The 24,998-nt window shown below is 32.9% G+C and carries 21 protein-coding genes; 4 read left to right on the forward strand and 17 right to left on the reverse strand.

The window, feature by feature from the left end; translation table 11 throughout:
- Positions 1-288 precede the first annotated feature (288 nt).
- From ABD816_RS15575 to ABD816_RS15605, 7 genes are all read right to left on the reverse strand, one after another.
- On the reverse strand, positions 289-1,347 hold the full coding sequence (locus ABD816_RS15575) for a bifunctional transcriptional activator/DNA repair enzyme AdaA (protein ID WP_344928962.1): 1,059 nt from the start codon (positions 1,345-1,347) through the stop codon (positions 289-291).
- A gap of 1 nt (position 1,348) precedes the next feature.
- Positions 1,349-2,107, reverse strand: coding sequence for an isocitrate lyase/PEP mutase family protein (locus ABD816_RS15580; RefSeq protein ID WP_344928965.1), 759 nt, complete (start codon positions 2,105-2,107; stop codon positions 1,349-1,351).
- A gap of 3 nt (positions 2,108-2,110) precedes the next feature.
- On the reverse strand, positions 2,111-2,572 hold the full coding sequence (locus tag ABD816_RS15585) for a hypothetical protein (RefSeq protein ID WP_344928967.1): 462 nt from the start codon (positions 2,570-2,572) through the stop codon (positions 2,111-2,113).
- Positions 2,573-3,023: 451 nt separating this feature from the next.
- Positions 3,024-3,560, reverse strand: coding sequence for a hypothetical protein (locus tag ABD816_RS15590; protein WP_344928968.1), 537 nt, complete (start codon positions 3,558-3,560; stop codon positions 3,024-3,026).
- Positions 3,561-4,081: 521 nt separating this feature from the next.
- The gene (locus ABD816_RS15595) at positions 4,082-5,938 is read right to left on the reverse strand and encodes a hypothetical protein (RefSeq protein ID WP_344928969.1); all 1,857 of its coding nucleotides are present in this window, start codon (positions 5,936-5,938) and stop codon (positions 4,082-4,084) included.
- A 107-nt stretch (positions 5,939-6,045) separates the two neighbouring features.
- Positions 6,046-6,387, reverse strand: coding sequence for a hypothetical protein (locus tag ABD816_RS15600; RefSeq protein WP_344928970.1), 342 nt, complete (start codon positions 6,385-6,387; stop codon positions 6,046-6,048).
- Positions 6,384-8,756 carry a PHP domain-containing protein gene (locus ABD816_RS15605; RefSeq protein WP_344928972.1) on the reverse strand — a complete coding sequence of 791 codons (2,373 nt, stop codon included), beginning with the start codon at positions 8,754-8,756 and terminating at the stop codon, positions 6,384-6,386. Before ABD816_RS15605 ends, ABD816_RS15600 begins: the two co-directional genes overlap by 4 nt.
- Positions 8,757-9,133: 377 nt before the next feature.
- Between ABD816_RS15605 and ABD816_RS15610 the strand changes: the two genes are divergently transcribed.
- Positions 9,134-10,480 (forward strand): hypothetical protein, encoded by a 1,347-nt coding sequence (locus tag ABD816_RS15610; RefSeq protein ID WP_344928973.1) that lies wholly within the window; start codon positions 9,134-9,136, stop codon positions 10,478-10,480.
- A gap of 19 nt (positions 10,481-10,499) precedes the next feature.
- Here the strand turns inward: ABD816_RS15610 and ABD816_RS15615 are convergent, their stop codons facing one another.
- Positions 10,500-10,655 (reverse strand): hypothetical protein, encoded by a 156-nt coding sequence (locus ABD816_RS15615; RefSeq protein ID WP_344928974.1) that lies wholly within the window; start codon positions 10,653-10,655, stop codon positions 10,500-10,502.
- A 587-nt stretch (positions 10,656-11,242) separates the two neighbouring features.
- Here ABD816_RS15615 and ABD816_RS15620 point away from each other — a divergent pair.
- Both ABD816_RS15620 and ABD816_RS15625 read left to right on the forward strand, forming a co-directional pair.
- A complete protein-coding gene (locus tag ABD816_RS15620) occupies positions 11,243-12,187 on the forward strand; it encodes a tRNA dihydrouridine synthase (RefSeq protein WP_344928975.1) in 945 nt (314 codons plus the stop codon).
- Positions 12,188-12,376: 189 nt separating this feature from the next.
- Complete coding sequence (locus tag ABD816_RS15625; RefSeq protein WP_344928976.1) at positions 12,377-14,752, forward strand: T9SS type A sorting domain-containing protein; 2,376 nt, start codon at positions 12,377-12,379, stop codon at positions 14,750-14,752.
- 212 nt (positions 14,753-14,964) lie between these two features.
- Here the strand turns inward: ABD816_RS15625 and ABD816_RS15630 are convergent, their stop codons facing one another.
- On the reverse strand, positions 14,965-15,567 hold the full coding sequence (locus tag ABD816_RS15630; protein WP_344928977.1) for a DUF1287 domain-containing protein: 603 nt from the start codon (positions 15,565-15,567) through the stop codon (positions 14,965-14,967).
- A 235-nt stretch (positions 15,568-15,802) separates the two neighbouring features.
- Here ABD816_RS15630 and ABD816_RS15635 point away from each other — a divergent pair, with 235 nt between their 5' ends.
- The gene (locus ABD816_RS15635; protein ID WP_344928980.1) at positions 15,803-17,062 is read left to right on the forward strand and encodes a hypothetical protein; all 1,260 of its coding nucleotides are present in this window, start codon (positions 15,803-15,805) and stop codon (positions 17,060-17,062) included.
- A gap of 219 nt (positions 17,063-17,281) precedes the next feature.
- On the opposite strand, the gene ABD816_RS15640 is transcribed toward ABD816_RS15635, so the two are convergent.
- The 8 genes from ABD816_RS15640 to ABD816_RS15675 all read right to left on the reverse strand — a co-directional run bounded on the left by ABD816_RS15640 (position 17,282) and on the right by ABD816_RS15675 (position 24,984).
- Positions 17,282-18,118 carry a rhomboid family intramembrane serine protease gene (locus tag ABD816_RS15640; RefSeq protein ID WP_344928981.1) on the reverse strand — a complete coding sequence of 279 codons (837 nt, stop codon included), beginning with the start codon at positions 18,116-18,118 and terminating at the stop codon, positions 17,282-17,284.
- A gap of 24 nt (positions 18,119-18,142) precedes the next feature.
- Positions 18,143-18,904 carry a tryptophan synthase subunit alpha gene (trpA, locus tag ABD816_RS15645; RefSeq protein WP_344928983.1) on the reverse strand — a complete coding sequence of 254 codons (762 nt, stop codon included), beginning with the start codon at positions 18,902-18,904 and terminating at the stop codon, positions 18,143-18,145.
- A 72-nt stretch (positions 18,905-18,976) separates the two neighbouring features.
- Entirely contained in the window at positions 18,977-20,158 is a 1,182-nt protein-coding gene (gene trpB, locus ABD816_RS15650; RefSeq protein WP_344928985.1) for a tryptophan synthase subunit beta, read from the reverse strand.
- Positions 20,159-20,287: 129 nt separating this feature from the next.
- The gene (locus tag ABD816_RS15655; RefSeq protein ID WP_344928988.1) at positions 20,288-20,950 is read right to left on the reverse strand and encodes a phosphoribosylanthranilate isomerase; all 663 of its coding nucleotides are present in this window, start codon (positions 20,948-20,950) and stop codon (positions 20,288-20,290) included.
- Positions 20,947-21,738 (reverse strand): indole-3-glycerol phosphate synthase TrpC, encoded by a 792-nt coding sequence (gene trpC / locus ABD816_RS15660; RefSeq protein WP_344928990.1) that lies wholly within the window; start codon positions 21,736-21,738, stop codon positions 20,947-20,949. Before trpC ends, ABD816_RS15655 begins: the two co-directional genes overlap by 4 nt.
- 40 nt (positions 21,739-21,778) lie before the next feature.
- The gene (gene trpD / locus ABD816_RS15665) at positions 21,779-22,771 is read right to left on the reverse strand and encodes an anthranilate phosphoribosyltransferase (RefSeq protein ID WP_344928992.1); all 993 of its coding nucleotides are present in this window, start codon (positions 22,769-22,771) and stop codon (positions 21,779-21,781) included.
- A gap of 164 nt (positions 22,772-22,935) precedes the next feature.
- Positions 22,936-23,508 carry an anthranilate synthase component II gene (locus ABD816_RS15670; protein ID WP_344928993.1) on the reverse strand — a complete coding sequence of 191 codons (573 nt, stop codon included), beginning with the start codon at positions 23,506-23,508 and terminating at the stop codon, positions 22,936-22,938.
- A gap of 78 nt (positions 23,509-23,586) precedes the next feature.
- A complete protein-coding gene (locus ABD816_RS15675) occupies positions 23,587-24,984 on the reverse strand; it encodes an anthranilate synthase component I family protein (protein ID WP_344928994.1) in 1,398 nt (465 codons plus the stop codon).
- Between the last annotated feature and the right edge of the window lie 14 nt (positions 24,985-24,998).

The following is a 24,998-nucleotide window of genomic DNA, read 5'->3' on the forward strand; positions in this document are numbered from 1 at the left end:
TACAACACCAAAAGAAGACATACTGAAATCGGAAAAGTACCTCCAAATCAAATATTTTATCAAAAACAAATGGCTTCTTAGAAATTAAAAATATCTTTATCCTGTCCTAAGCATTGGGAGTATCATAGCAGAACAGTCTATACTATTAGGTAGTCCACATGTTTGTAATAAATTATTAAAACAAGCTTTTGAAATGCGTAAAATTAATTATAATAAAATTATGATTATTAAAGAAGTATGCTAGCAAAAAATGGTTAAATTTTATTTATTTTTTGTCTCATTTCTTTATTATCTGCTGGCATTTTCTCGTTCATAATTTATCAACCATTTCTTTCGTTCAATTCCCCCGCCATAACCAGTCATTTTTCCGTCTTTTCCAATTACTCTATGACAAGGTATAATTATAGAAATTCTATTATAACCATTTGCAGATGCAACTGCTCTAATTGCTTTTGGGTTGTTGATTTTTTCTGCTTGTTTTTGATAGGTTGTCGTTGTTCCGTATTCTATTTGTTGTAAACAGTTCCAAACTGAATTTTGAAAATCAGTTCCTGGTGTTTCAAGTTTTACATCAAATTTTTTTCTTGTACCTTCAAAGTATTCTTTAATTTCTTTCTTGGTTTGTTTGATATGTTCGTTTCCGCCCGAAATAATATTTGCATTTAGTAATTTTTGCAAATCTTTAAATTCTGTTTCGAGCATTCTTCTGTCCACAAATTCTAATAAACATATTCCGTTATCAGTTGCACAGATAAACATAGGTCCTAAAGGTGTCGTGAGTCTGTTTATGAGGATTATATTTTTATCTTTAATTTGCTTTGGTGATTTACCTACGAGTTTTTTAAAAGTATAGCCAAAACCACTTAACGATTCGTAACTCGTGTCAAAAGCAGTATGTGTAGCATTTTTTCCTTTTTTTAATTCTTGAAAGGCATTGTTTATTCTATACATTCTTTGATATGCTTGAAAAGTCATACCATAATTATTCTTGAACCATCTACGTACCACCTCTGGACTAATTCCTCTTTGCCTTAATTGAAAGTCGGTTATTTTGTCTTTAGAGTTTTCTTTTACCAAAATAATTGCTTTCTCAACTTGTTCAGGTGCTTGATTTGCATTTTCTGTTGGTTTACAGATTTTACAAGGTCTGTATCCATTATCCAAAGCCTCTTTAAATGATGTATAAAACTCTACATTTTCTCGTTTTGGTTTTCTTGCTCTACACGTAGCAATGCAAAAAACAGAAGTTGTTTTTACTCCTACAAAAAAAATACCAACAAAGCTTTGTTCTCTATCTATGAGAGCTTGATAATATGTTTCGATTTTAGTGTGGTCTGTAATTAGCATTTTAAAAGATAGACTTAAATGAATTTTGGTTTAAAACAGTTTGTACAGTTTCTTCAAATGTATTGTACATTTTGTCAAAAAGGAAATTACCCATACTTATTCGTTTTACTCCTAGCTTTGTCAATGTATCAAAGTCCGGAAGGTCAGGCATACACATTACATTAATTGGTAAAGTTGTGGAGTTTACAATTGTTTTAATATCATTTTCTTTCTCAACGCAAGGTGTAAAAATTCCATTTGCTCCAGCATTTTGATAAAGTTGAATTCTTTTTTTTGTTTCTTCAATGATATTTTCTTGAAGCAAGATAAATGTATCTGTTCTTACGTTTATAAAAACGTCAACATGTTCCTTTTCTAAATGTTCCTTTATTTCTGTTAGTGTCTTAGTAAAATCACTAGGGTTTAATAAAATTCTTTTCTCATTCATAACCACACTATCTTCAATGTTAATGCCAGTAACTCCTAATTCTACTAAACTTTTAATATGCCTGACAATTTGTTTTGGATTACGGCTGTATCCTGATTCTAAATCAACTGACAAAGGTAAATTTGTGTTGAGTGCAATTCGCTTTACAAAATATTCTAGTTCAGAAAATTCCATTTCTTCTCCATCATGATATCCTAAAAGTTGAGCAATTGCAGAACTTGAAGTTCCAATTGCCTGAAAATTTAATTTTTCTGCTGTTTTAGTACTTGGTACGTCCCAGACATTTCCGATTAATAAAGGTTTTTTCTGATTGTGTAAGTTTTTAAATTCCATCTTCTAGTTAAGATTTAGTGATATATTTAAAATTGTTCTTGTATTCAGACTCAAATTTTTTTCATTGTATCCTGCTCCAACGCATACAGGAAGTCCGATTGAACCCCAGTTGAAGCTATAATTAAGGAAAAAGCAAAGACCAGTTGTATAAGTGAATGAATCCGAAGACAATAATTGTTTTGGTACATAGGTTACTTCTCCAAACCAATTGGTGTGTAATGTCAAATTTCTATCCAGTTTTTTTGTTTTTATTGTAGTTCCAAAAAATGTATAAAATCCATAAATGTCATTGTTATTTATGAACGTTGCTAATTCGATAAAATTCGATGCAAGTGATAGTCCAAGTCCAAATGAAATGACTGGACTATATGATATTTGTTCTTGACTGAAATTGTAATTTACGACTTGTGGTGTTCTTAAAAAGACACTTGATTTCAGCTCTTGTCCGATTGTTACAATTGGCAACAATATTATGAATAGAAGCGAACATATTCTTTTGTGTAATTTCATAAGGCAAAGGAATACTTAAGAAATTTGTTCAGCAACCGAAAATTAGACGAGTATTTTTTTTCGCTTGCACGTAATGGACTTTTGTATCAAACGTAGCTTGCAAAAAGGCACTAACTTTTCGGATTAACACAGAGCCAAATTTTTCTCTTTCAAAAGCCAAATTAAAAGATTTTGCGGACCTTGTTACAAGCTCTAAATCCTGAATTAAGAACCAAAAATGTATTAATTATAGCCATTGTGGTTGTTGCACACCCTAAAATGCTAGTAGATCAGGTGGTTTTAAGGTTATGATCATTTGTAAGATGTTGATATTCAATATCAATTTTCATTTAAACAACTAAAAATCATATCCTCTTGTGGAAAAGGTTAGTTGTGTAACGGTTGCTGTTGTTGTGCGTAGTGTTTTTTAATTTTTTATGTATTTTAATAACTTTATTTCATTACAATTAAACTCTTCTATTGACTTTCCTAAATATAATTCTTCAAATTTTTTAATTAAGTCAAAAACAATAATTGTTTCATCTATTTCTTCTTGATTTTCTCTTATTTCTTTTTCAAATAGAGTTTGTGAACCTTCAGAAAATATTCCATCTCCACATTCTTTTGCACAAATAAATTTACCATTTATTCCTAATGCAAATCCAAAAACCATAACTCTATCATCATAAGATTTTGAGAAAATTTCGCAGTCAGAAAACTCTTTTAGGAAATTTTTTCTGATTTCGTCATTATGAATCATTTTATATGTTATTCCATTTCCAAAAATGATTGTTCCATTATTGATTTCTCCAATAAATAAATCTCTCACAATTCCTGTTTCACATAAATCGGTTTCATTAGAAAAATCGTGATGTTCAATTTCTAAAACAGTCGTTATTGATTCAATTTTTATTTCTGTTACTTTCTTATCTTTTAAAAAGATATAATCAGTTATTTGAGACATTCTTTATTTTTTAATGTTCGTTAAGATACATCGTTTATACAAAATAAAGATGTGAAATGGATATTAGTCAAAGTAGCCAGAAAATTATTAAGTCGGATTCATGCGATTATAAAAACAGAAACACCTTATCAAATAGGCGTGATAAAGTAAAAAATAACATAAGCCTTAAAACTCGAAAATACTTTTGGTACAAAATTAGTTTTGGGCAAGCGCATCTGGACAGATAGGACAACTAAACAATTTGAGTGAAATTCGATGAGTTATCACATTTTATAGCAAGTTGCCTTGTTAGCTAATCATAATTATAGAGATGCTGGTGGATCCGCAAGCGGATACCGTATATAGGATGCGGAGTTATTTATAGGTTGAGTCTTGAAATATTGACAACGCTTTAATTGCGTTGCTAATATTCTAACACTCTAAAATCATCATCATAATGAAATAAATCAAATAAAAAAATATCGTAAATTTATCTTAAGACTTGGGAAAGGGCTTTACATAGGATACATTGTTATGCAACGTTATTTTTTATGACGGATATAAATCTTTCCGCCATATTTTGGTACTTCTTTAATTTTAACACCTTTTATTTTCTTATCGATTGTTTTAATTAATTTCGTGTTAATATCCTTAAGTGCATCTTTTACAGGTTTAGCCGTATTCTTACTTTCGTGTAGTTCTAAAATCAAAACGTCTTCGTTAAATTTTAACACAACTCCATCAATATCAGTAACTATTCTTTTCTCCGGTGCTAAAGAGTAATTGTAAATTTTTATTCTTGAGATACAAATTAGAACTGTTCCTTCAAATTTTCTATAAGCAGATTGTTTTAATTGGTTTAATTCGTGTTTCCTATCCAAATATTTCTCAGAAACTATTGCTTTATCTAAATTTTCTTTAAGTGGGTTTAAACCAGCAACCTTCACTCCAAAATAATCATATTTTTCAATAGAGTGATTGTCAATGTCAAAATGATATTTTGGGTCTAAGTGATAACGTAATACAGCCCAAAGTATATTTTTGAATATGGGTAAGTTTTTATTTAATAAGGCTTTTCTAATATTAGAAGAAATGTGTTTTCGGATTGGGTTTTTAAAATCTGTTTTTTGTGCTTCTGTAATTGGTAGTTTATTCAAATTGGCATCGATTAAATCATTGATTTTTTTAGTTTTATTAAATTCATTAGATGCAGTTCCGATAATTTGTCCAATCGTAATGTTTCCAATATTATAGATGAAAGTTGAAAAGTGTTTAATGTCAAAATTATCTTCTATATAGAAATCAATAACTCGTTCATCTGTAAATGGGTTTAAGTCCATTGATGCGTTAACACCAGTTATTCCTTTTTTTACAGTCAAAATTTGTCTAGTGGCATTTGAGATTTCTTCAAAAACCATATTTTTTTTATCTAGTTGAATTCTTAGAAAATGATGTAAGTGGCAAACTGTAGGATTATATAACCCATTCTCTATGGCTTGATTAAGGTTTTTGACTACATCTGTTCCAATTGTTTTCGATGCATTTATTTCATAAGACCTTTGGTGGGTTTGACTCTTAATATTTAGATATAGATTATCGCATAGTATTGAAATGAGTGGTTCCAATATGATTGAAATCCTTTTATTTTGATATTTATTTTCAAACGAGTCTAATGATAAAACTGTGGAAAGAATGTCTATACTTAAAGGTAGGGAGCTATTTCTAGAATCTAATGCAATCATCGAAATATCCCTTAGTATAAAATAGATGTTTTTTAATTGAGATATTTGATTTGAACTTGCAATTATTTCGTTTTCTTCCTCTGGTAAAAGTAAGAGTCTATATATTTTTAGTAGCTCGTTTTGTCTTGTAACACGTCTTCTGAATGTTTTATAAATTCTAATAAAACTTATGATATGATGAAAACTTACATAGTCAAAATTAGGAATTACTTCTTCCGACCATTTTCTAAGTCTAGTATCCCTAATACAATTTAATAGCTTTCTTTTGAAAGATTTATTTTGGATACAATGAAGAAGAATTGTTTTTTCATCACCTATGGTGTTTTTACAATGGCCAAAATTAGAAAGTAAAATCCAGGTTTTAATTATATCATTTCCAAAATATTTAGCTCCATCTATTGTGATATTCCCTTGAGCGTTAGTTGTTCCTTTAAAAGTATTTTCAATTAATTCTGATATCACACATTGCAATATTAAATAATCAAATCTACTGTGATTAGAATTTTTAAAAGCGTGGGAAATTAAACCTAAATGAGCTGTCTTTTTTTGCCTATCTATTTCCTTAACATCCATGTAATGTTGATATAGTTTAGCACTTAAATCAAGGAAGTTTACTGTAACTTTTCCTAGTATTGGAATATCTTCCTTTATTCTCATTTATTTAATTCTAATGTTGTCTAACGGCTAGTGTATGGTTTATTAGCTATCTCGTAGGGAGTAGCTATGAACTATACACCTCTTTGCTGTGCTTTAGTGATTTTATTCTAAAATAGTAAATCATCTGAATTATTATAATCATTAAGCTTTTCTTCTTCCTTATTTTCTGATGTTTCACTATGATCAATTGATGAATTAAACCTTTCATAGATACCAGAAACTGTTTCTTGAATCAAAGTTAGTTTTTCAATATTATCTGCTTGACTAAAATCCTCGAACGTCGAAGTAAGTTTCAATCTCTTGGGAATTAGTTGTATTAAATAGTCAATAACAGGTTTAAAGTTGACATCATTAGAAACAGTAATGGTAATTTGGTTTTTGATAATTGTATCACCAAAAAACTCAATACTTAAATTATTCTTTTGAAATTGATTATTTACATTTATCATGAGTTGAGAAGTTTTTTAATGTTATACTTTCTTGATCTCATATCAAATATTGATTTTCCTCCATCAAGATTATCAATTATCAATTTTTGAAAATCTTTATTTTCTAAGAATAATTGACTGTATGAAATTTGACCACTTGTATTCTCTGCCAAAATAATTGATTCTGCGTCTCCATAGACTACAATTGAAGGATTATGAGTGACTAATATTATTTGTTTCAAAAATTTGAAATCTCTTAGTAAATTAATTAGATCTTCATTTTTGAAAGTGTTACCTAAATTGTCTTCAGGTTGATCAATCATTACAACCTTACACTTTTCATAATGTAAAATTGTTTTCAAATACATTTCAGCGTTGAATCCAGGTGACTTGTTTTTTGAATTTCCATTTCCACCGTAGTCCAAGTATGTTCTTGGGGCATCATAATTATTTAAAATCAGTTTTGTCTCTTTTTTGAGTTTCTGTATTAGACGATCTTCAGTATATTCTTTATAATCTTTAAGGTTATTGTTATCTCTAACTAAGACTAAGTAATTTTCATAAATAGATTTCTCTATTTCACCGCCATTTATGCAATTAGTAATACCTTGTCTTAACTGATCATTATTTTCTATTTCTAGAATCAGTTTTACGGATTCAGTAACTTTAATTTCTTCCTTATTATCACATTTAAGTTGTTCTAAAATCATACAGGATTCATCAAACTCTAAAGCTTGTTTGAATAATGTTTTACAAGTCGTTAATAGTGATTGTTTTCTGCTGAGAGCCTCTTTTTTTGCTCTTGAAGCTGATTCCAAATTATTGTTTTTTTCATCAAGAACTGTTTTAACCCCTTCAATAAAATGACTAATCGATTCATTTGTGAGCTTCTTTTGAAGTATTAATTCTTTTTTAGTTTTAATAAGATTCTCAAAAGATTCTACAACTGTGTTTTCACTATTATTGAACTCGAATATTTCATCATTCTTTAGGCTGGAAATATTATTTGAAATATTTTCTAATAACCTTTCTTTTTCTGTAAGGTCTATAAGTTCAACCGATGGTGTAAATTCGACAAAATGAAATTTATCATTTGTCATACTTTCAAAATCCCCCTCGTGTATTATAAAATCTTTGCGATATGAAGAATTGAATCGGTCAAATCTATTTTTGAACGTTTCAAATTCACTTAATAAATTGTTCTTAGTTGATTGTAATTTCTCCTTAGCCTCCGAAAGTTGATTTTCCCTTCCTGAGTCAATAACTAACTCTTTTAAATCACCAGTTTCGAAGTATTTAACAATGTCACCTTGATTAATGTAAATAACTTCATCATCGTTAAAAGGTAGTGTTAATTGAGGAGTTTGACTATTTGATGCCTTAATTAAAACTTCTGAATCATTACAGTTATATTTTTGGAAGTCATGCTTATTATTTCCTATTTTTTTTCCGATCAAATTAAAAAGAAGACTCTTACCCGATGAAGCTCCGCCTATAATAACATTTAGATTAGGGCTAAACTCGATATTACAATCATCAACATCTTTAATGCCTTTTATCTCTATTGTAGAAATGTGCTTTTTTACATTTTTTAAAAGGTCAACTTCCTGTTGTTTTCGGATTCTAGATTGTGGGTCAATAAAGGCAAATCTTAATGTTTCAAAGGTAGGTTCACCTTTTAGACAATAAAATTCGTGGGTAGCACCATTTTTTGGATTCGGATATATATCACAATTATGATTGTCTGAGAAATTTATGAATGCCTCATCTTTCTTATTTCGAAAATCTGGGTCTTTTAATTTATCAAACTCTTGCTGGTGCCGTAATCTATGCTTTTCTTTTACTTTTTCATGAGCACATTCCATTAGTAAAACCATTTCTTGTGCCTTTCTAATGTCAGCGTCTTTATAGGCATCAATAATATTTTTGTGCCCTCCGGCATGTGGTATGTAGAAAAAATGGTATGGTTGAAATAATTCAAAAATTTCATCTTCTGAGACACTCCGTTCTTTGATATTTGTTTCAGTTAAATGATTCTCAATTATAGATGCAATTTCATTTGCTTTTTCTGTTGTTGTTTCATCGAAAATTAATAGAGTATGATAAGTCAGAAAACTATCATCGTCTTGTTTGACTTTAATATCGAATTCACAACCTACCAGTAATACAGGATCTCCATTAGTAAAATTGTCATAGTAGTTTTTGTAAGCTTCAGCGTTTATAATATTGTGATCAGTTAATGAAAAAAGTTTGACTTGGTTTTCAATTAGTTTCTCTTTAAGGATGTCAATATTAAAGCTACCATCGTAATCCTTAGTTTTAGTCTTATTACTAAAGTCAGAGTGAATATGTAAGTCGACTTTAAACCAGTCGGAATAAATTTTATTCATTTTCTAATATTGATGATTTCTAGCATGAAGCATAACATGAATATATAGTTACCACGATAACCATATAACCTCGATATCAAGAATATAGTTACCATTTCAACCACTAATCTACTGTAAACATTCTACTTCACCTTACGGGAATCCGCAGTGTCAGTTTTTATTATTGTTATATGAGATAAAGCTAGTCCTTATAAAACGATTATAGACAAGTATACATACCTGTTTTATAAACAGGAGGATTTTAAATGTTATTATGGTTTATGACCTAGTAAAGAATAACAACCTACAAACGGTTATTAATTTCTTAATTCCTATCTTTCTTATCTAAACCTTCAAAGAAACTGACCTAAACGCTAACTATAAAGTATTGGACATTTATGGAAAAAATAATAATCAATTGTAACGATTGTAATCATAAAATGCGGATCCCTAAGCATAAAAAAATAACTTTTAGCTGCCCTAAATGTTCTTGTCCTATGGCATATGATGGCACTCCACAACCCATTAAGATCAAAAAGAGCCGCTTCTATATTATTGGAGGTATCATTGTACTAGCGATTGCTTATTTTTCATTTTTTGATGATTATTTTAAATACCTACAGGTAAAAAGTGAAAGAACAGAAGTGGTCTGTAATCAATATGCCTATAAATTTCCGGATGGATATTTTATAGAAGAAGTAGCCATGATTAAGTTCCAGACGACCAGAGATATTGAACACGTGAAGGATTTTATGAATACCTATCCTGATAGTAAAGAATATAAAGAAGTTGAAGATTTTAAGAATCAATTATGGGCATCAGAAATTAAGAGATATGACTCTATTGTAAATGTTAATACCGGGTTTGACAAAGAGGCGGTTTCATTTTTTAGAAATTTGTTACTGTATATGCGAGATCAAAATAATACAGAAATACAGCTTGATTTACAAGGGGATGTAGAAGTAAAGGATTTTGAAGAATATCCGGAAGAAGTAATTACATTACTGGATATGCAATTTAAGGCAAGCGAAAACAGAACCGTTACCGATAATATAGCCGCTATAAAAAAACATTACAGGCGAGGAAATATTCGTTCTTATGAAAGAATTATTACCAACTCTATTGAAGAGAGTTTTGAGAATGTATTGTCAGAAAATTTTATAAAGATTGTAAAAGAAGGCTCCTCTGATACCGGAGTGGCGATTAAGATTACCTATCATATTAAAAATCAGGAATACGGTAATCTGGATGCACAAGAAGATGAAGGAACAGGAGTTCCTAATATATGGGTATATGGTAAGGATGGTGCAACAAATGGGTTTATCTCTTATATCATAGGAGTATCAATAGCTTATGATTTTAAGATGGCGATTCCTGATACTCAGTTTACCTATGCTTTTAGTCATAAGACAAACGCATTGGATGATATCAATAATGTTGCCAATATAGAAGATGGATATCAACGAATGACAGAGCAAAATTTTTATAATTATGCGAATGATATCTCTGTAAAATTTGGGTTGACCAATATTACTTTTTGTGATTGTGTACTTGCCAGAAAGGTATTTACTAAGAAGATGGAGACAAATGGTGCTGATATAAAAGCATTGCAGCGAGAATATATTGGGCTTCAGAATACGTGTGAAAAATTTAGTAGAAATAAATCAGAAGCTGAATTAGAAGTTCTTAATAAAGAAGCAGAAGCATGTGGAGATCAAGAGAAAGAAAATGATAAGGCCGTCTAATGAGACGACCTTACTTCTGTTAAAGACAGAAACAAGTACGGGTACGAGGATCAATTATCCCTCCAAATTCGCATTCTGCAGCACAATCAGTACTATCACCATATCGTATTCCTCCATTAATAGTTTTTTGTTCTGTTTTAGATAAAATTGTACCTAACTTTTTTAAATCTTTCATAATTAAAATATGTATAAATAAATTTTTAGTGAACATTTAAAGACACTCACTTTTTGTGTCTGTTCTTTTTAAAAGAATATGATTCTAGCCGCAAAACCTTGTTGTATTAGGTTGTACGTTCTATAGAACTTCTTGTTGTGGTTCAGTTTCTTCATAAGCATAAGAAGCACCATGTACATCTTTAATAAAAAATCAGGAAGTTGAAATAATGAGTGTAACGCTACAGGTACTTCCGCTATCACATGACTGATATTAAAGTTTGATAAAACATTATTGATAATATGTAGACTCAGGTAGGAAGGATTACTTTGTATCTGAAAGCTTAGTTGCTCAGAATCTATTGTTGTTTTATCCTTTTGGAGCAATGTATCTATCATATAGATGAGTGGGTTTTTTGATTTGTGTGCTTATTGAATTTTTCAGACCATATACCGTATACTCTTAATAGCATACCCTAGGGGAATGTTACGTTTTTTTGTAAAAAAAATAATAGTTAATAATAAAAGAGAAGCGCGGGGAAATATAGCATAAGAATTAAAAGTCCAATAAACAGATGAATAATTATATTTGCACAATTTTAAGACAGTATGAGTATTACATTAGTATCTTCTCCCTTGCAGGGGTTTACAGACTTTCGGTTTCGGAATGCTTTTAACAGCTATTTTGGTGGGATTGACACATTTTATGCACCTTATATTCGTTTTAATAATAAACTCATTATAAAATCTTCGTATCAAAGAGATTTACAACCAGCTAATAATACTGTGGATCATCTGATTCCGCAGATTATGACAAACGATGCTGAAGAATTTTTGTTTGTAGTCAAATATATTCAGGAGTTAGGATATACAGAGCTCAATTGGAATCTGGGGTGTCCTTATCCTATGGTGACTAAACGCGGTATGGGCTCCGGGCTTATCTGTAATCCAGAAAAAATAGATCATATTCTGGATCGTGTACACTCAGAAACGGATATTACAGTATCGATGAAAATGAGGATGGGGTATGAGCATAGTGAGGAGATTCTGGAAGTGTTTCCGATTTTAGACAAATATCCTATTAAAAATGTAGCGATTCATGCACGGATCGGTAAGCAGTTATATAAAGGAGGAGTAGATTTGGAGTCTTTTCAGCGATGTCTAGATACGACTCATCAAAAACTTTATTATAATGGAGATATTACTACGGTTGCCGGATTTAAAAAAATGCAGGAACGCTTTCCTGTGATTGATCATTGGATGATAGGGAGAGGACTGATCGCAGACCCTTTTTTACCTGGTATGATTAAGAATAATACAACGTCTTATCCAGAGAACCGATTTGAAATATTTGAAAAATTTCATGATACTATTTACCAACAATATGATGCAGCACTTTCCGGACCTACACCGATTAAAATGAAAATGTTAGGTTTCTGGGAGTATTTTGCCACCTCTTTCCCGAATCCACAAAAAACATTTAAGAAAATAAAAAAGGCAGGTAACCCCAGAGCCTATCGATCTGCTGTAAAAGAGATTTTAAACGCAGTCTAGTTATGTTTTTAGTGGTTGCTGCTTTCTAATGTATTCTTAATAATTTTTTAAAAAAGTTAAATAAAAACTAAAACAGAAAGTCAGGGTTCGATTAATTGATTTTTACTTGTTTAATAAGTGTGTTGCTACTTATAATATAGGAGTAACACATAGACACAATCATTTTATAAACATTAATCTTTATCAATTATGAAAACCAATTACAAATTTCTCCTTTTTGTTGTGCTTCTATGTATTTCTAACATAGCGACGGCACAAATGGCACGAGTTCAGGTAATCCACAATTCTGCTGATGCTGCTGCAGCATCTGTGGATGTATATTTAAACGAAGTGTTACTTTTAGATGATTTTAATTTTAGAACAGCATCTCCTTTTGTAGATGCACCAGCAGGCGTACCTTTACATATAGAGGTATTCCCTTCTAATAGTATGGATTCTTCAGGAACTCCTGTGTATGAACTTACCGAAACTTTAGCGGATGGCGAGACTTATGTATTAGTCGCGGACGGTATTGTAAGTAGTACAGGATATTCACCAGCACCAGCCTTTGGATTACAAATTTATGATATGGGATCAGAGACCGCGGCAGTAGCTGGTAACACAGATGTGCTTGTACACCACGGATCAACAGATGCCCCTACAGTAGACGTAAATGTACAGGGTGGTGGAGCCACTTTAGTAGATGATATCTCTTACACAGAATTTGCAGGTTATTTACCATTATTGACTGATGATTATGCAATTAATGTGTCTACGAGTGATGGTACAACAATCGTAAAAGCATACGATGCTCCCTTAGCTACATTAGGTCTTGAAGATGTTGCTTTAACCGTTGTAGCAAGTGGGTTTTTAGATCCTTCTGTAAATAGTGATGGAGAAGCTTTTGGCTTGTTTGTAGCATTGCCAGCAGGTGGAGATTTGATTCCTTTACCAGAAAGTACTGCCAGAGTACAGGTGATTCATAATTCTGCAGATGCAGCAGCAGCTTCTGTAGATGTATATTTGAATGAATCATTGTTATTAGATGATTTTAATTTTAGAACAGCCTCTTCTTTTATTGATGCACCAGCAGGCGTACCTTTAAATATCGAGGTATTTCCTTCTGATAGTATGGATTCTTCAGGAACTCCTGTATACTCAGTGACTCCTACCTTAACGGCTGATGCAACTTATGTACTGGTAGCAGATGGTATCGTGAGTAGTACAGGGTATTCACCAGCACCAGCCTTTGGATTACAAATTTATGATATGGGATTAGAGACAGCGGCAGTAGCTGGTAACACAGATGTGCTTGTACACCACGGATCAACAGATGCCCCTACAGTAGATGTAAATGTACAAGGAGGTGGAGCTACTCTAGTAGATGATATTTCTTACACAGAATTTGCAGGTTATTTACCATTATTGACTGATGATTATGCAATTAATGTGTCTACCAGTGATGGTACGACAATCGTAAAAGCATACGATGCTCCCTTAGCTACATTAGGTCTTGAGGATGTTGCTTTAACCGTTGTAGCAAGTGGGTTTTTAGATCCTTCTGTAAATAGTGATGGAGAAGCTTTTGGCTTGTTTGTAGCATTGCCAGCAGGTGGAGATTTGATTCCTTTGCCAGAAAGTACTGCCAGAGTACAGGTGATTCATAATTCTGCAGATGCAGCAGCAGCTTCTGTAGATGTATATTTGAATGAATCATTGTTATTAAATGATTTTAATTTTAGGACAGCCTCTCCTTTTATTGATGCACCAGCAGGCGTACCTTTAAATATCGAGGTATTCCCTTCTGATAGTATGGATTCTTCAGGAACTCCTGTATATTCAGTGACTCCTACCTTAACGGCTGATGCAACTTATGTATTGGTAGCAGATGGTATTGTGAGTAGTACAGGGTATTCACCAGCACCAGCCTTTGGATTACAGATTTACGATATGGCCAGAGAGACCGCAGCAACCGCAGGTAATACTGATATTCTTGTGCATCACGGAGCTACAGATGCTCCTACAGTAGACGTAAACGTACAGGGTGGTTCGATCTTAGTTGATGATATTTCTTATACAGAATTTTCAGACTATTTAGAATTAGCGACTGATGATTATTTTATTAATGTATCTACCGCCGATGGTGCTACTATCGTACAAGGATATGATGCTCCCTTAGCTACATTAGGTCTTGAAGATGTTGCTTTAACCGTAGTAGCAAGTGGGTTTTTAGATCCTTCTGCTAATAGTAATGGAGAAGCTTTTGGCTTGTTCGTAGTATTGCCAGCAGGTGGAGATTTAATTCCATTACCTTCTAATACATTAGATATAAGAGAGTTTGCTAATGTAGACGCATTAGTAGTATATCCTAATCCATCTGTAGCAGGCGACCTGTTTGTTAGATTACCTCAAATAACGACTGATATTGATGCGACAATTTATGATATGACAGGAAGAGCAGTACTAAGAGCATCTCTTTCTGAAGAACTTACGAAATTAGATGTGAGTACATTAGAAAAAGGAATGTATATGATGAATCTGAATAAAGGAAAGGATTCTTTTGGAACGATGATCTCTGTGCAATAAGATTATTATCAAAGTTATAAATTGTAAGCCTGTGATTTTTAAAGTCACAGGCTTTTTTTAGTTCAATCAAATTTGCTGAGACACTGATTCAGGTAAAGTATTTGGATGATTAGCAATCTAGCTTCACGATTCAGGATGAAAAAAATCCTGTTGTTGAATCTTCCCATACAGCGATCCTGATCCGCATATCTGACGGTGATGTTTAAAGTGATTTAAGGAATAGAGGAGGGACCGGTATATTTATAGTGTCCTATTATCTTATAATCAAAAAGACAATCAGATAATTCTTGTCCGCTGCCTATATTATGTACTATTAAATACCGCTGTTGGTCCTTTGATTTTTTATCCACGACTAACCCTATATGGGTAATAGCACCTCCCAGATTCCAACATACAATATCACCGGGCAGATAATCTGAAGCATTGGTAGATATCGGTTTTGTTTTCCCAAATCGGGAGAAGTAAGTCATAAGGTTGGGTACTCTTCTATGATCAATATTTTTATCTGTGCCAGAAAGTCCCCAGATTTTTGGATAAGTACTAAAATGAGCCTTCATATCCTCGTGTACCTCTTTTTGTAAATCGATACCTAGTTTTCTGTAGGCACGAATCACCACATCGGTGCAAACTCCTACGTGATCCGGAACATCACCATTAGGATATCCTATAGAAAAATAAGAAGGATTATAGGTCACTTGTTGTTCTGTTAAGGCTAAGGCTGCATTAGATAATTTGATATTAAAATTCTGTTGTGCAATGATACATTGCCAGGATATAAGTGTCAGAAGAACAGAAGTGCAGATCTTTTTTATCATATATTTATATTTTTTGCTAAGTTTAACATATTTTAAATTTTCATATTCAAGAAAAATCCTACAGTAAAATTCATTTAATTTAATGTTTTGTCTTTCTCTTTGCGAATTATGTATATTTAACTATAGTATACTAATGTATCATTTTTTTTAGACCCGTAAACTCATTTTTTCGTAATTTTGTTGTTGGCACTTAGGGGAAAAGGGTGTCAAAATAATTTTCTACTACGATCAACTTATGGGGGCAAGGTTGTTTTTATCAATCGCATTTTGTATACATTTTAGCGTTTTTGCGCAGAAAATTGATGTTAATTTCGCAAAGAATGGAGTACTGGTGTTTAAAGAGTTAGGTATGTTTTCGTCGAATATAATCGACTTTGACGTATTAGACGAACATAAAATTAATGTACTGTTTGAATCTGATGTGAATCGGTATTTAGTTCGCTTTAATGAAAATGGTACTCGCAATGTGGTTTTTGATACAAGCCATAACACTATAACACACGAGTTAATAAATCCTATTGCGATGAGCTCTGCTATAGATGGTGGTGTCTTAGTTTTATCTGATGTCTGGAAAGAGAATAACTGGGTGCTTACGATCCGTAAATATCAGGATAATGGTTATTTAGATCAGAGTTTTGGTGTTGAAGGATTGTATGAAAATAATATTCTGGATAATCAAGATAATAATTTTGGTCAACATATGTATATGTCGTCAAAAGGCGAAATTATTATCGTTGCCAGAGTAAGCCAGTTCCATATGGTCAAAGAAACCGAGAAAATTGCCATCATCAAAGTGTCTGAATCGGGAATAACTACCTCTACTAAATTATATGATGATCATCATTTTAATTTAAATTGTTCAACCATGCGCAATGATCAATTACTTGTCGCATATTCTGAGTCTATGGATAATGGTGCAGAAAGAGCCACCTATATCGTAGGATTAGATAGTAATAATATGGATAGCAATCCTGTAGATTGCTTAAATATAGATTCTGAATATCAGTTTTTTAATAAGTTAGTCATTGCAAATGGTCATATATACGCGTCAAACATAAAAAGTGATTTGTATAACCTCTATAACATTAGGAAATATGATATGGAAGGAAATCTGGATGAAGCTTTTAAAAACTTAGGAGAAATTGACTTCAATGCCGATATTTACAATACTGATTTTGTAGTGAATGATATTGGCGAACTTTTTATTGTATCTACCAGTCTGGATAACGAACAAGGGATTATTGTAACAAAATTGACCAATCGCGGAGAAATAGACCGTAGTTTTGGAGATAATGGAGTAACTACAGTATTCTTAAAGTATCCTATTACGGGGCTTCATCAACTAAAACTGGATGCAAAGCAAGATTTATATATATCAGGAACCATGGATATTTTAAGTGGTTCTTTTGGTTTTATTACTAAGATAAACCTGAATTCACAAGTACTTAAAAGAAAACAATTAGATAAGTTTATCGGAGAATTGTTTAAGAACTAGTTTAGATATATAATGATCTGCTACCTTTAATATGGGAAGGTATCAGGACTTATACCTATTTTGTCTATATTTCAGGCTAATAAGCCAACCTTTTCTATTTTTTTAGTTTAAAAATTTAACGATACCTACGACTATTCTAGAATTTTATAGCGTAAATCAGCAAAAAATAATTCGACCTAAATAAGTATATTACAAAAATAGAATTGATATGGTTCATTACTATTTAGAAAGTTCTTCCAGCCGTTCTTTTTCTATCTTAGATAATCTATGAATTCCTTTGTTATGGATTTTATCCAATAATGCATTGAGCTCTTCTTCTTTAGTCACTTTATCAATATTGTATCTGTCATCTACATCTAAGAGTCCTTCTGGTTTTTCGGATAGTAATTTTTTAACTGCCAGAAAATCAGGTTTGATGAATATGATACTCAAAAAAATGAGAGAAGGAACAAATACCAGTATAATGGGGATCGGATTCTGAGCTGTAACACCCGGAACCAAGGCAATAGCAATTAATAATCCAATAATACCACCTCCCAGATGTGCTTCATGTCCTATAGAATTGTTCTGTGATTTTATACCATAGATAGAAATGATTATAAATACTAATCCATACAACCAACCGGGAATACCAAAAGTAGTAAATAGCAAGCCTACTTCCATATTTTTAAATAAAGCAACAGCTCCCAATATTACACCACTGATAGCACCAGAGGCTCCTACAGCACTATAATCTCCATGTTTTCTATGAATGAATAATGCCAGCAGGTTTCCACCGATCAGACTTCCAAAATAGATAAGTAAGAACGAAAAAATTCCTACAGTAGATTCAATACAATAGCTAAAGAAATAAAGAGAAGCCATATTAAATCCAAAATGAATCCAATTGACATGAAGAAACCCAGAGGTAATCATACGTTTATAATCTTTGTGGACAAGTATCTCATCGATCTGAAAAGCATACTTTCTTAAAAACGCACTGTTTTTAAACCCTTTATAAGAAATAATAGTGTTTAGTATTATGAGTATTATTCCTGCGATTCCTATTTTTTCCATAGTGTACTCTGTAGGTTTCTATACTTATCTAATCCCTTTTATAAAATGAGCAATGGTATCTGCGCCGTGATTGGTAAGGTGTTTTATAAAAGCAGACCCTATAATGGCCCCTTTGGTCGTTTTTGTAGCTTGTGTAAACGTTTTATGATCACTGATCCCGAAACCTACAATCTGGGGGGCATTGAGATTCATTGCGTGAATACGGTCAAAATATGCTTCTTGCGTGTTGCCAAATCCAGAGGTTGATCCAGTAACACTGGCAGAACTTACCATATAGATAAAACCATTAGATACACTATCAATAAACCGAATGCGTTCTTCTGAAGTTTGTGGAGTTATCAGAAATACATTGATCAATCCATATTTTTCAAATGTTTCCTGATAGTGCTCATGATATTCTGCTACAGGAAGATCGGGGATGATCAATCCATCAATACCTATTTCCTGACATTTAGCACAAAACGCTTCGACTCCATATTGCATCATAGGATTAAAATACCCCATAATAATCAATGGAATACTTACTGATTGCCTAATATCTTTTAATTGCTCAAAAAGGAGCTTAGATGTCATCCCGTTTTTCAGCGCAGCGGTAGAGCTATCCTGTATGGTAGGGCCATCTGCTAATGGATCACTAAAAGGTAATCCAATCTCAATCATATCCACACCACTTTTCTCCAGATCCTGAATTATTTTTACAGTATCATCTATCGCAGGATATCCAGCGGTAAAATATATAGATAACAGTTTTTTATCTGTTGCTAGTTTTTGGTTTATTCTGTTCATGTTTTTTAGTACTGAGTATTGAGTGTAAAATATTAAGCATATAGACTTACTACTTTATACTCAATTTTATTTTTACAATTTAAAATAATCTATATATGTATTTAAATCTTTATCGCCACGTCCGGATAGGCTAATTACTACAATATCATCCGGTTTGAATTTTTTATCATTAAATATAGCCAATGCGTGTGAGGTTTCTATGGCAGGAATAATACCTTCTAATTGTGATAATTCTAATCCTGCTGTCATCGCATCATCATCAGTAACTGAATAAAATTCTCCACGCCCTGTTTTGTATAAATGAGAATGAAGAGGTCCTACTCCTGGATAATCTAATCCTGCAGATATAGAGTAGGGCTCAGTAATCTGACCATCTAATGTTTGCATCAATAAGGTTTTGCAGCCATGTATGATACCTTCTTTACCTAGCTGAGAGGTAGCAGCACTTTCTCCAGAATTCACTCCTTTGCCTGCTGCCTCTACGGCAATAATACCAACCGCCGGATTGTCCAGAAAATGATAATAGGTTCCTGCAGCATTACTACCGCCACCAATACAGGCAACTACATAATCAGGATCTTCTTTTCCTTCTTTTTCTTTTAATTGCCATTTGATCTCTTCTGAGATCACGGATTGAAAACGAGTCACCATATCAGGATAGGGGTGTGGTCCAATTGCAGATCCTATAATGTAGTGCGTATCTACCGGATTATTAATCCAATCACGGATCGCCTCATTGGTTGCATCCTTTAAAGTTTTACTTCCTGATAATGCAGGTTTCACCTCGGCTCCCAGCATTTTCATACGTGCTACATTAGGCGCTTGGCGTTTGATATCAATCTCACCCATATATACAATACATTGTATACCCATGAGGGCACAAACAGTAGCTGTTGCTACTCCATGCTGTCCGGCTCCGGTTTCTGCAATGATTCTGTTCTTACCTAATTTTTTTGCTACCAGAATCTGACCTATAGTATTGTTTATCTTATGAGCACCGGTATGATTTAAGTCCTCACGTTTTAGATACACCTTCGTATTGTATTTTTCTGAAAGGCGTTTTGCAAAATATAAAGGAGAAGGACGCCCTACATAATCTCTTAATAATTGATTGAACTCCTCTATAAAAGAAGGTTCGTTCATAATCTTAAGATAGGTAGTTCTTAATTCTTCTACATTAGGGTATAACATTTCCGGGATATAGGCTCCGCCGAACTCTCCATAATATCCTTTTTCATCAGCTTGGTAACTCATAATCATTGTTGTTTTTAGTGGGCAGTACATAAGTTGATAACATCTACTATGTACTGGTATTTTTTATTTGTAAAGTTTCAAAGAGCTAACGTTTTCTTTCTTTACAGGCTTTTATCTTTTCAACTTTTTTTAATTACTATTGTTTTTCAGTTTAGCTATATACGTTTTTAACTGATCTACATTTTTTAACCCAGGCTCAATTTCAAATTTACTATTTACATCAATAGCATATAAATACCTGGATGCCGGACTATTTTTAAAAGAAAGTACTGCATTCATCTCATCCGGTCCAATGCCTCCACTTAATATAAATGGCGTTGTGGAATGATATTCTTTTAAAACACTCCAGTCAAAAACATAACCATTGCCTCCTTTTTCTTTTCCCTTTGTGTCAAAAAGGAAGTAATCCACAATACCTTCGTATGGTTTTAGGATATTAAAATCAAATTGGTCTTTTATAGAAAAGACTTTAAATAATTCAATTTTATTAGAACTGGCAGTTGTATGCATTGTCTGTAATCTTGTTTTTAACTCCATGCAATATGCAGCAGTTTCATTACCATGTAATTGTACTGCTCTAAAACCATACATAGCTACTTTCTCTAAAATAAAATCTATAGAAGCATCCACAAAAACCCCTGTTTTTTTTATTGATTCGGGTAATTGAGGAATAGTATGCTCAAAATGACGAGGAGATTTTTTATAAAAAATAAAGCCAAGATAGTCAGGCCTTAACGCCGCTACTGCTTCTATATTTTCCTCATATTTCATTCCACAAACTTTGAGCTTCATGGTTCGTTTTTTAATTCATTTATAAATGTTACCGCACTTGCTCCCGGATTTTCTGTTTTCATAAAGTTTTCACCAATTAAAAATCCTTGATATCCATACGGCTGTAAATCTTTAATCGCTTCTACACTACTAATGCCGCTTTCTGATACTTTTACAAAATCATCCGGAATATGCTTACTTAGAGATTTGCTAACTGCAGTGCTTACTTCAAAAGTTTTTAAATTCCTGTTATTTACACCCAGCATATCCAGTGATGGCATGATCGATTTCTCTAACTCCTCCAGATTATGCACTTCTAATAACACATCTAATGAAAGACTTTTTGCAAATTCTGATAACACTTTAATCTCATCTCTTGTTAATACGGCAGCAATAAGTAAAATTACATCAGCACCATAGGCTTTGGCTTCCAGAATCTGATAGGTGTCAATAATGAATTCTTTGCGGAGTAATGGCATTTGTACAGATGCTCGCGCCAGTAAGAGGTCGTCTAAGGAGCCTCCAAAATATTTACCATCTGTCAATACTGACATCCCACAAGCTCCAGCGGATTCATAATCCAATGCTACATCTTGCACACTTACTTTCTGATTGATCACGGCCTTAGAAGGAGAACGTCTTTTATGTTCTGCAATAATTCCTGTATCACTGTTTCGCAGCGCAGTAGCCAATGATGTTGTAGGACGGTCAAAAAGTACTGAGTTCTCTAATTGCTTCGTAGGAATTAATTCTTTTTTAAGCGTAACCTCAATTCTTTTGTCTACGATTATTTTGTCTAATATATTCATATATTTAATTCTGAATGTAGTATGCTGAATTATTCAATTCTTACTTACTTAATTCTTGTACTTTCTTTAATGCAGTTAATCCTTTTCCTGATAGTAAAGATTCCTTAGCTCTTTCAAACCCTTGTATAGGAGTGAGCCCTTCTACAGTTGCTATGGCCATACCGGCATTCGCACATACTACATTATTCTGAGCTGTTGTCCCTTGTCCGTTAAGCACATCCATAAAAATCTGAGCAGAACTTTCTATAGAATCTCCTCCGGCAATATCTTTCATTTGTAAAGCCGCTACACCAAAATCCTTAGGACTTAACATACTTTCAGTATGATTAGAAATAGTTTTAGTATCTCCGGTTAATGAAATCTCGTCATAGCCATCTAATGCATGAATAATGGTAAAATTCTTATCGGTATTCTGATATAAATACCCATACATTCTGGCTAACTCTAAATTAAAAACTCCTACAATCTGGTTTTTAGGAAAAGCTGGATTCACCATGGGGCCTAGCATGTTAAAAAAGGTTTTTACTCCTAATTCTCGTCGGATGGGTGCTACATTTTTCATTGCTGGATGGAATAGGGGAGCGTGTAGGACACAAATGCCCGCTTCATCAATACTACGTTCCAGAAAATCTTTTTCATTACTGAATCTGATTCCCAGATGTTCCATTACATTAGAACTACCACAGGTAGATGAAACACCATAGTTGCCATGTTTTGTAACTTTAATACCCGCACCTGCAGCAATAAAAGAGGATAATGTAGAGATATTAAACGTGTCTTTACCATCACCACCTGTCCCGCATAAATCGATAGGATTGTAGTGGCTCAGGTGTACAGCAACACAAAGCTCTAATAATGCATCTCTAAAGCCCTCCAGTTCTTCTACTGTAATGCTGCGCATCATATAAACGGTTAGAAAAGATGCAATCTGGCTTTGATTATAGTCTCCTTTAGAAATATTAACCAAAACATCTTTAGCTTCCTCCTTAGAGATCGTCTCGTGATTTATTAATCGATTTAGTAAATTCTTCATACGCATAAACCCATCCTAACCTCCCTAAAGGAAGGAACTCATATCCGGGTAAAATAGAGTTTTACTTGTTCTATATATACTATTACCTATTCATTGATTAGGTGAACAGTTGCGATCACAACGATACATTAGTTCTTATTTCTAATACGGTCGTTGATACTAATTTAATTTTCAACCCAATTCTTTAATATTTTTTTTCCATCCGGTGTTAATACAGATTCCGGATGAAATTGTACACCACGGACATCTAGTTCTCTATGGCGCAGGGACATAATTTGACCGTTTACATCAAGTGAGGTGATTTCTAAGCAAGACGGTAAATTTTCTGTTGCTACTACCCATGAATGATATCTGCCAACATCAAAATTAGTGTTTAATCCCTCAAAAATTTTCTCGTCTAATACAGAAAGCGTAATATTTGTAGCTACTCCGTGATACACCTGATCAAGATTAATAAGATTTCCGCCAAAAACTTCTCCAATTGCTTGTTGCCCTAAGCAAACCCCAAAAATACTCTTTGTATCTGCATACCGCTTAATAATATCTTTTAGCAAACCAGCTTCTTCGGGAATTCCCGGGCCTGGAGAAAGCAATATTTTATCAAAAGGAGCAATTTCTTCTAAGGTCAATTGATCATTACGTTTTACGACAACATCGCAATCAAGATCCTCCAGATAATGAACCAGATTGTATACAAAAGAGTCGTAGTTATCAATTACCAATATTTTATTTTTCATTATTCTCTTTTTATTGAGTTTTTGGTTTTTTAGAGTCTTTTTTCTTATCACTCATCACTATAGACCTACTATATAACGTCATATCTCCTCAGCCATTTTTAGTGCTTTTGTCAGGGCACCTAATTTGTTATACACTTCTTGTAGCTCGTTTTCTTCATTAGATTCATTAACTAATCCTGCGCCTGCTTGCCAATGCAGTTCGTGGTTTTTGCTTAAAAATGTTCGGATCATAATGGCGTGATTAAAATTGCCCGAAAAATCCATAAAACCTATAGCACCTCCATAAAAATCACGATTTATATTTTCATACTTTTCAATCAGCTGCATTGCCATATGCTTAGGAGCACCACTTAGTGTGCCTGCAGGAAATGTATCTGCTACTACTTGCATAGTGCTGGTGTCACTGTGTTTTTTTCCAGTTACTTTGCTGACTAGATGTATAACATGTGAGTAGAATTGTACTTCTCTATAATTTTCTACTGTTACATTACTGCCATTGCGACTTAGATCATTACGCGCTAAATCTACGAGCATCACGTGTTCAGCATTTTCTTTTTCGTCAGCGGATAATTTCTTAGCAAGTTCTGCATCTTGTTCATCATTTCCTGTTCTTTTAAAAGTACCAGCAATGGGATGAATCTCTGCAATTTCATCTTTTACAACTAACTGTGCTTCTGGTGAGCTTCCAAATATTTTAAAATCTCCATAATCAAAATAAAAAAGATAGGGAGAGGGGTTGATACTTCTTAAAGCTCTGTATACATTGAATTCATCACCCTTAAATTTTTGCGAAAAACGCTTTGATAAAACTAGCTGAAATACATCACCTCGCTGACAGTGTTTTTTTGCCAATACCACGTGTTTTTTATATTCCTCATCATCAAGATTGGAACTGGTATTCCCTACAGAGGTGAAATTATATGATGCAAAATTTTTGACTTGTAATAATGATTCAATTTCAGCAATATTACTTTCAGAATTATAGCAATGCGCAAAAATATAGGCTTCATTATTAAAGTGATTGATTGCAATTATATTCTGAAACACGGTATATTGCACATCAGGAATATTGAGAGCACCTTCTCTTTTCTGAATTTTTATATCTTCAAAATAACGAACAGCATCATAAGAGATATATCCAAAAAGCCCATTGTTTATAAATTTAAAATCACTTTTAGAGGTTTGAAACTGGTTTCCAAAAGTTTCTATAACCTGAGGAATGTTAGTATCCTTTGTAATACGTGCTTCTTCAGTACTTTTGTCAGGAAATGATTTATATACAGTTTCATTTTCAATTTTAATATGTGCAATAGGATTACAGCAGATATAAGAGAAACTATTATCGTTCCCTCTGTAATCACTGCTTTCTAATAAAAGGCTGTTAGGAAATCGATCTCTGATTTTTAGATACACACTCACAGGAGTAAGTGTATCTGCAAGAATCTGTTTGAAATGTGTGGTTAATTTGTAATTCATTATATATATTTTAC

The organism is Aquimarina addita, assembly GCF_039539305.1.
Taxonomy (GTDB): domain Bacteria; phylum Bacteroidota; class Bacteroidia; order Flavobacteriales; family Flavobacteriaceae; genus Aquimarina; species Aquimarina addita.